This is a genomic window from Streptomyces sp. CT34, from assembly GCF_000805335.1.
Taxonomy (GTDB): Bacteria; Actinomycetota; Actinomycetes; order Streptomycetales; family Streptomycetaceae; genus Streptomyces.
This window is the reverse complement of the sequence record NZ_KN708638.1, coordinates 7305665-7313294: the sequence shown is the minus strand read 5'-3', so window position 1 is coordinate 7313294 and position 7630 is coordinate 7305665. Positions and strand designations below refer to the sequence as shown.

At 74.5% G+C, this 7630-nt stretch carries 5 protein-coding genes and 1 pseudogene; 4 read left to right on the top strand and 2 right to left on the bottom strand.

Going from position 1 to position 7630, the window contains the following annotated elements:
* Positions 1 to 680 (top strand): annotated as a pseudogene (locus RZ84_RS31865) (enoyl-CoA hydratase/isomerase family protein); the annotation flags it as partial.
* A 32-nt stretch (positions 681 to 712) separates the two neighbouring features.
* On the opposite strand, the gene RZ84_RS31860 reads toward RZ84_RS31865, so the two are convergent.
* Positions 713 to 1384, bottom strand: a complete 672-nt coding sequence (locus RZ84_RS31860; RefSeq protein WP_043267867.1) for a DJ-1/PfpI family protein — start codon at positions 1382 to 1384, stop codon at positions 713 to 715.
* Between the two features lie 60 nt (positions 1385 to 1444).
* Entirely contained in the window at positions 1445 to 2407 is a 963-nt protein-coding gene (locus RZ84_RS31855) for a GlxA family transcriptional regulator (RefSeq protein WP_043267866.1), read from the bottom strand.
* A 133-nt stretch (positions 2408 to 2540) separates the two neighbouring features.
* Here RZ84_RS31855 and RZ84_RS31850 point away from each other — a divergent pair, with 133 nt between their 5' ends.
* The 3 genes from RZ84_RS31850 to RZ84_RS37455 all read left to right on the top strand — a co-directional run.
* Complete coding sequence (locus RZ84_RS31850; protein ID WP_052230306.1) at positions 2541 to 3428, top strand: SCO6745 family protein; 888 nt, start codon at positions 2541 to 2543, stop codon at positions 3426 to 3428.
* 144 nt (positions 3429 to 3572) lie between these two features.
* Positions 3573 to 6011, top strand: coding sequence for a Tex family protein (locus RZ84_RS31845; protein ID WP_052230305.1), 2439 nt, complete (start codon positions 3573 to 3575; stop codon positions 6009 to 6011).
* 515 nt (positions 6012 to 6526) lie between these two features.
* Positions 6527 to 7630 (top strand): Cmx/CmrA family chloramphenicol efflux MFS transporter (locus RZ84_RS37455; protein ID WP_078894819.1); only part of this gene is annotated, 1104 nt, incomplete at its 3' end.

Sequence of the window (7630 nt, the reverse complement as noted above, 5' to 3'; positions counted from 1 at the left end):
GGGGGGGGGGCCCCCCGCCGCTGCTGGACCGGCTCGCGGCGGACCGCTCGGTGCGGTCGCTGGTGCTGACCGGGGACGGCGGGACGTTCTGCGCGGGGGCGGACATCGGCTCGCTGCGGGACGCCTCGGGGGCGTCGCAGGGGCTGGCGGTGGCGGCCGAGGAGGCGCTGGCGGCGTTCCCCAGGCCGACGCTGGCGGCGATACGCGGCTACTGCGTGGGCGGCGGCGCCCAGCTGGCCGCCGCCTGCGATCTGCGGTTCGCGGAGGAGGGGGCGCTGTTCGGGGTGACACCGGCCAAGCTGGGGGTGGCCTATCCGGCGTCCGCGACCCGGCGGCTGGTCCGGCTGGTGGGGCCGTCGGCCGCCAAGTACCTGCTGTTCTCCGGCGAGTTGATCGACTGTGCGCGGGCGCTGCGTACGGGGCTGGTGGACGAGGTGCTGGCCGAGGGCGGGCTGGACAAGCGGGTCGCGGAGTTCACGGCCGTACTGGGGAGCCGATCACTGCTGACGCAGACCGCGGCGAAGGAGCTGGTGGACGGGACATGGGACGTGCCGCCCGCCGAGGCCGAGGAGCGCGGGGCGTACTGGGCGGCGCAGGCACGGGAGAGCGGCGACATCCTGGAGGGTGCCGCCGCCTTCCTGGAGCGCCGGGCGCCGCGGTTCACCTGGCCGGCCGGCTGAGCCGGGCCCGGCCGCGGCTCTCGGTCGCGCCGTCACTTCTCCGCGACGGCTCCGTCCCGCCACCGCTCCCCGGCCAGGACGAAGCGGCTGTTGTCCCGCAGGACCGCGACGACCTCGGCCGGGGCCTTCTCCGGGGCGCCCGCGTCGTAGGGCGGCTGCGGGTCGTACTCGATGCCGAGCTGGATCGTCTGCGCGACGAGGTCCCCGGCGATCCGGCCGGCCAGCGCGAGGCCCATGTCGATACCGGAGGAGACGCCGGCGGCGGTGACGTACTTGCCGTCGAAGACCACCCGCTCCCCGGTCGGTTCGGCCCCCAGGGCGGGCAGCTGGTCCAGCGCGAGCCAGTGGCAGGTGGCCCGGCGGCCCTTGAGGAGGCCGGCGGCGGCCAGGACCAGCGAGCCGGTGCACACCGAGGTGGTCCAGGTGGTGCCGGCGTCCACGGCCCGGATCCAGTCGTGCAGCGGGCCGTCCGCCATGAGCGCGGTCTGCCCGGGGCCGCCGGGGACGACGAGGATGTCCGGCGCGGTGACGTCGCTCGGCGTGGCGTCCGCGACCAGGCCGAGGGAGCCGTTGTCGGTGTGGTGGACGCCGGTGCGCTCGGCGACGAAGACCACCTCGGCGCCCGGGAGGCGACCGAGGATCTCGTACGGGCCGATGGCGTCGAGGGCGGTGAAGCGGTCGTAGAGGAGGATGGCGATCTGCATGGCGGCTCCTGTTCTGCGAAGGGGTTCTGCGAAGGGGCGTCGGTGGTGCGGAAGGGCTGGTCAGGCGGGTGGGGCGGCGGGCCGGAAGCGGCGGCGGTACTCGGCCGGGGAGGCGCCGAGAGTGCGGAGGAAGGCGCGGCGCATCGCCTCGGAGGTGCCGTAGCCGCAGCGGCGGGAGACCTGCTCGATGCCGTCGGCGGTGTCCTCCAGGCGCCGTCGGGCGGCTTCCAGGCGGACCCGGTCGACGTAGCGGCCGGGGGTCATCCCGACCTCGTCGCGGAAGGCGCGGGCGAAGTGCCGCGGGGAGAGCCCGGCGCGCTCGGCGAGGGCGTCGACGGAGAGGTCCGCGGCCGGGTTCTCGCTGATCCACTGCTGGACGTCGCGCAGCGGCAGGCGCTGCGCGGTCTGCGCGGCGAGCTGGGCGCTGAACTGGGTCTGGTTGCCCGGCCGGCGCAGGAAGACGACCAGATGGCGGGCGACGGCCAGCGCCAAGTCGCGGCCCAGGTCCTCCTCCACCAGGGCCAGCGCGAGGTCGATCCCGGCGGTGACGCCCGCCGACGTGGCCACCTCGCCGTCCCGGATGTAGATCGGCTCGGGTTCGACGCGGACGGCCGGGTGGCGCCGGGCGAGGGTGTCGCACAGGCTCCAGTGGGTGGTGGCGCGGCGGCCGTCCAGCAGCCCGGCGGCGGCCAGCAGAAACGCGCCGCTGCACACGGAGACCGTGCGGCGGGCGCGCCGGGCGTTCGTCCGCAGCCAGTCCACCAGCTGCGGGTCGGGGATGCGGGTGCCCCGGCCGCCCGGGACGAGGAGGGTGTGCGGCGGGGTGGCGGCGTCGAGCGTGAGGTCGGGGGTGAGGGTCAGTCCGCTGGTGGTGCGGACCGGGGCGCCGTCCAGGCTCGCGGTGCGGATGCGGTAGGCGCCGGGGGCGCCGTGGCAGGCGCCGCTGAAGACCTCGACCGGGCCGCTGACGTCGAGGCTCTGCACCCCGTCGAAGAGAACGACCAGCACCTCGCGCTGTTCCATGCCTCCATCCTGGACAGCGGCGCCGATGGCGGCAATGACGAGTATCCCACCTTTTCTGCCACCGGCTGCCGGGCCGGTCCGGAGTCACCCCCTCCGCCGCTCCGCCATACCAACGGGTCGGTAACCTGCTCGCATGACCTCTGCTTCGAGCGCAACCGCTTCCGGCGCACTGCCCGAACGGGCCGGCCGGCACTGCCACAACGCCCTCAACCCGTTCCACTCGGCGCACTACTTCGCCCCCGAACTGCCCGCGGAACTGGCCGCGTTGGGTGTCGAGGGCCGCGCCGTCTACTTCGCCTCGCGCAGCGCGCCGCTCGGCGCGGTGGGCGCCGGGACCGTCGCCGCGACCTTCTACAGCTTCCGGTACGAGCTGATCGCCGAGTGCCTCCCGGGTGTCTGGCAGGTCACCACCCCGCAGGCCGTACTGGACGCCCGGCTGCGCGCCGTGGACGCCACGCTGCGCCGGCTGCTCGGCGACGAGGCGCTGGCCTCCCCGGAGATGACCGAGGCCGCGAAGCTGGCGCTGCGGGCCGCCGAGGCGGGCGCACGCCACGCCCGGCCGCTGTACGCCGCGCACGCCGATCTGCCGGTGCCCGACGCCCCGCACCTGGCCTACTGGCACGCCACCACACTGCTGCGCGAGCACCGCGGCGACGGCCATCTGGTCGCGCTGCTGGACGCCGAACTCGACCCGGTGGAGGCGCTGGTCACGCACACCGCGACCGGGCGCGGGATGAGCCGGCGCGGCAACCTGGCAACCCGCGGCTGGTCGGAGGAGGACTGGGCGGCGGCGCAGGAGCGGCTGCGCCGGCGCGGACTGCTGGGCCCCGAGGGCGAGTTGACCGAGGCCGGGATGCAGCTGCGCAAGGACCTGGAGCGGACGACGGACCGGCTGGACCGGGCCCCGTACGCGCACCTGGGCGCGGCGGGGGTGGCCCGGCTGACCGAACTGGCCACCGCGTTCACCACGAAGGTGGTGGAGGCCGGGGCGTTCCCCGCCGAGCTGTTCGGCGAGGATTGACGGATCAGGGCATTCCGCAGGGCGCCCGGGGTGTGGTGCGACATGTCACACCCCGGCGTGCCCGGCCGGGCGGTGCGACAGCGCGGGCCGCGACCCGGCACAATGCAGGCTCAGGCAAGCGCTGGAAGGCGGGGCAGGATCAACGTGACGGCATCCACCGAACCCATCGGGGCCCTCGGGACCATCGAAGCGAGGATCGCCGGGGAGCTCGGCGTCAAGGAGCGGCAGGTGAAGGCCGCGGTCGAACTGCTCGACGGCGGCTCGACCGTCCCGTTCATCGCGCGCTACCGCAAGGAAGCCACCGAGATGCTCGACGACGCGCAGCTGCGCTCCCTGGAGGAGCGGCTGCGCTATCTGCGGGAGCTGGAGGAGCGGCGCAGCGCGGTCCTGGAGTCCGTGCGGTCCCAGGGGAAGTTGGACGCCGCCCTGGAGGCGCAGATCCGCGGCGCCGAGTCCAAGGCCCGCCTGGAGGACATCTATCTGCCGTTCAAGCCCAAGCGGCGCACCAAGGCGCAGATCGCGCGGGAGGCGGGTCTGGAGCCGCTGGCCGAGGGGCTGCTCGGCGACCCTTCGGTGGAGCCGGCGGCGGCTGCCGCGGCGTTCGTGGACGCGGACCGGGGCGTCGCCGATCCCGCCGCGGCCCTGGAGGGCGCGCGGGCGATCCTGACCGAGCGGTTCGGCGAGGACGCGGATCTGATCGGTGAGCTGCGCGAGCGGATGTGGTCGCGCGGGCGGGTCGCGTCGAAGGTGCGCGAGGGCAAGGAGGAGGCCGGCGCCAAGTTCGCCGACTACTTCGACTTCGCGGAGCCGTTCACCGAGCTGCCGTCCCACCGGGTGCTGGCGATGTTCCGCGGCGAGAAGGAGGAGATCCTCGATCTCGTCCTGGAGCCGGAGGACCCGTCGGCGGCCGGCGAGGGCCCCAGCGCGTACGAGCAGGCGGTGGCGCACCGCTTCGGGATCGTCGACCGGGGCCGGGCGGCCGACAAGTGGCTTCAGGACACGGTCCGTTGGGCGTGGCGCACCCGGATCCAGGTGCACCTGGGGATCGATCTGCGGCTGCGGCTGCGGCAGGCCGCCGAGGACGAGGCGGTGCGGGTCTTCGCGTCGAACCTGCGCGATCTGCTGCTCGCCGCGCCCGCCGGCACCCGCGCCACGATGGGCCTGGACCCCGGTTTCCGTACGGGCGTGAAGGTGGCGGTGGTCGACGCGACCGGCAAGGTGGCGGCGACGGACACCATTTACCCGCACGTACCGCAGCAGAAGTGGGACCAGTCGCTGGCCACGCTGGCGCGGCTGGCGCGGGAGCACGGCGTCGAGCTGATCGCGATCGGCAACGGCACCGCCTCCCGGGAGACCGACAGGCTGGCGGCCGATCTGATCGCCGCGCAGCCGGAGTTGAAGCTGACGAAGGTGATGGTGTCCGAGGCGGGTGCCTCGGTCTACTCGGCCTCCGCGTTCGCCTCGCAGGAACTGCCGGAGCTGGATGTGTCGCTGCGCGGCGCGGTGTCCATCGCCCGGCGCCTCCAGGACCCGCTGGCCGAGCTGGTCAAGATCGACCCCAAGTCGATCGGGGTCGGCCAGTACCAGCACGACCTCTCCGAGGTGAAGCTGTCCCGCTCGCTGGACGCGGTCGTCGAGGACTGCGTGAACGGCGTCGGGGTGGACGTCAACACCGCCTCCGCGCCGCTGCTTTCACGGGTGTCGGGTATCAGTTCCGGGCTGGCCGAGAACATCGTGGCCCACCGGGACGGCAACGGCCCGTTTCGCTCCCGCAAGGCCCTCAAGGACGTGGCGCGGCTCGGCCCGAAGGCGTACGAGCAGTGTGCGGGCTTCCTGCGGATCCGGGGCGGCGACGACCCGCTGGACGCCTCCAGCGTGCACCCGGAGGCGTATCCGGTGGTGCGCCGGATGGTGCGCACGGCGGGCACCGAGGTCGGCGGGCTGATCGGCAACACGGCCGTGCTGCGCACGCTGCGCGCGGCGGACTTCGTCGACGACTCCTTCGGACTGCCGACGGTCACCGACATCCTCCAGGAGCTGGAGAAGCCGGGCCGGGACCCGCGTCCGGTCTTCAGGACGGCCACCTTCAAGGAGGGCGTGGAGAAGATCGGCGACCTGGCACCCGGGATGCTCCTGGAAGGCGTGGTGACCAACGTCGCGGCCTTCGGGGCGTTCGTGGACGTGGGCGTGCACCAGGACGGGCTGGTCCATGTCTCGGCGATGTCGAAGAGCTTCGTCAAGGACCCGCGGGACGTGGTCAAGCCGGGCGACATCGTCCGGGTCAAGGTGCTCGACGTCGACATTCCGCGCAAGCGGATCTCGCTGACCCTGCGGCTGGACGACGAGCCCGGCAAGGGCGCGGCGGCCGGCGGCGGCGAGCGGCGCGGCGGTGCCGGCGGTGAGCGCCGCGGCGGCAGCGGCGGGGCCCGCGAGGGCGGTCGGGGCGGTGCGCCGCGGCAGCGGCAGGGCGGCGGGCAGCGCGGCGGCGAGCGCCGCGGCGGCCGGGACGCCGCGCCGGTCAACGACGCGATGGCGGACGCGCTCCGGCGTGCCGGGCTGCTGGGCGGCAACGGCGGCCGGTGAGGTCGGCGACCTGATCCGGGCGGCGGCGGGAGGAATTCCCGCCGCCGCCCGGTCTGTTGGCCGGGGCGTGCCGCACAACCGCGCCCTTCCGCGCCCGGGGCCGGTGCGCAACGGAATTGCGTGGACGGCTGATGTCCGGCTCGGTTAGCCTGCGGATCATGTCCAGCCCCGAGTCCTCAAGACGCTAGCCACCGGGCGCCGTCCGGTGGCCCCTCGCGTTGCCGATGCGCGGCCCCTGTACTGCCGTTGCAGTGCGGCGGCACCGCCGCGCCTCGTCGGACTGACGTGCCGCTCCGGCCCGTTGCGCCCGCTCTCGCGCCGAGGTTCTCCCTTCCCCACCACCGGATCGCCGCCCACACGGCAGGTCTTGTCATGCGGTAGCCGGGGCTGCCGCTTCCCCGTCGGCCGGGCCGGTGGTGCCGGTTGTGCCGGTCCCTCCGGACCCGCGTCGGCGCCCCTGTCGAAGGCGCCGTACCGGCCCGTGCCGACCCGTGGTGTGGTTGCGGAGTCGATTGATGCCATTCGTTCTGTACGTGCTCGCGCTGGCGGTTTTCGCGCAGGGCACATCCGAGTTCATGCTGTCCGGGCTGATGCCGGACATCGCGCGCGACATGCAGCTGTCGATCCCGGTGGCGGGCTCGCTGACCTCGGCGTTCGCGGTCGGGATGATCGTCGGGGCGCCGCTGATGGCGCTGTTGGGCCTGCGCTGGTCGCGGCGGCGCGCGCTGCCGGCCTTCCTGATCGTGTTCCTGCTCGTCCACGTTCTGGGCGCGGTCACCACCAGCTTCGGGGTGCTGCTCGCCACCCGCGTGGTGGCGGCGCTGGCCAACGCCGGGTTCCTGGCGGTGGCGTTGGCGACCGCGGCCGGTCTGGTGGCACCGGACGCCAAGGGCCGGGCCACCTCCGTCCTGCTGGGCGGTACCACCCTAGCCTGTATCGCGGGCGTCCCGGCGGGCGCGGTGCTGGGGCAACAGTGGGGCTGGCGCGCGGCGTTCTGGGCGGTGGCGCTGGTGTCGCTGCCGGCCGTGTTCGCGATTCCACGGTCGGTGCCGGGCGGCGACGTTACCCCCGCGAGCGGTGTCGACGGCCCGGCCCCGCGTGCGCGCCGTGAGCTGCGGGCGCTGCGCAGCCCGCGGCTGCTGGTGCCCCTGCTGCTGGCCGCCCTCGTCAACGGCGCGACCTTCTGCACCTTCACCTACCTCGCGCCACTGGTCACCGGGGTCACCGGGTTCGGCACCGCCGCGGTGCCGGCGGTGCTGGCGCTGTTCGGAGTGGGCTCGTTCGCCGGTGTCACCGCCGGCGGGCGGCTGGCGGACCACCGGCCCCAACAGCTCCTGTCGGGCGGCGGGTTGGCCCTGCTCCTGGGCTGGGCAGTCTTCGCGCTCACGGCCGGGAACGCGGTGGCCACGCTCGTACTGGTCCTCGTCCAGGGCACGCTCTCCTTCGCCGTCGGGGGCACCCTGGTCTCCCAGGTGCTCTACGCGGCGGCCGGGGCACCCACCCTGGGCGGCGGGTTCGCGACGGCCGCGCTCAACGTGGGTGCCGCGACCGGCCCTTGGGCCGGCGGCATCGCGCTGGCCGCCGGGTTCGGCTACCGCGCACCGCTGTGGGTCAGCTTC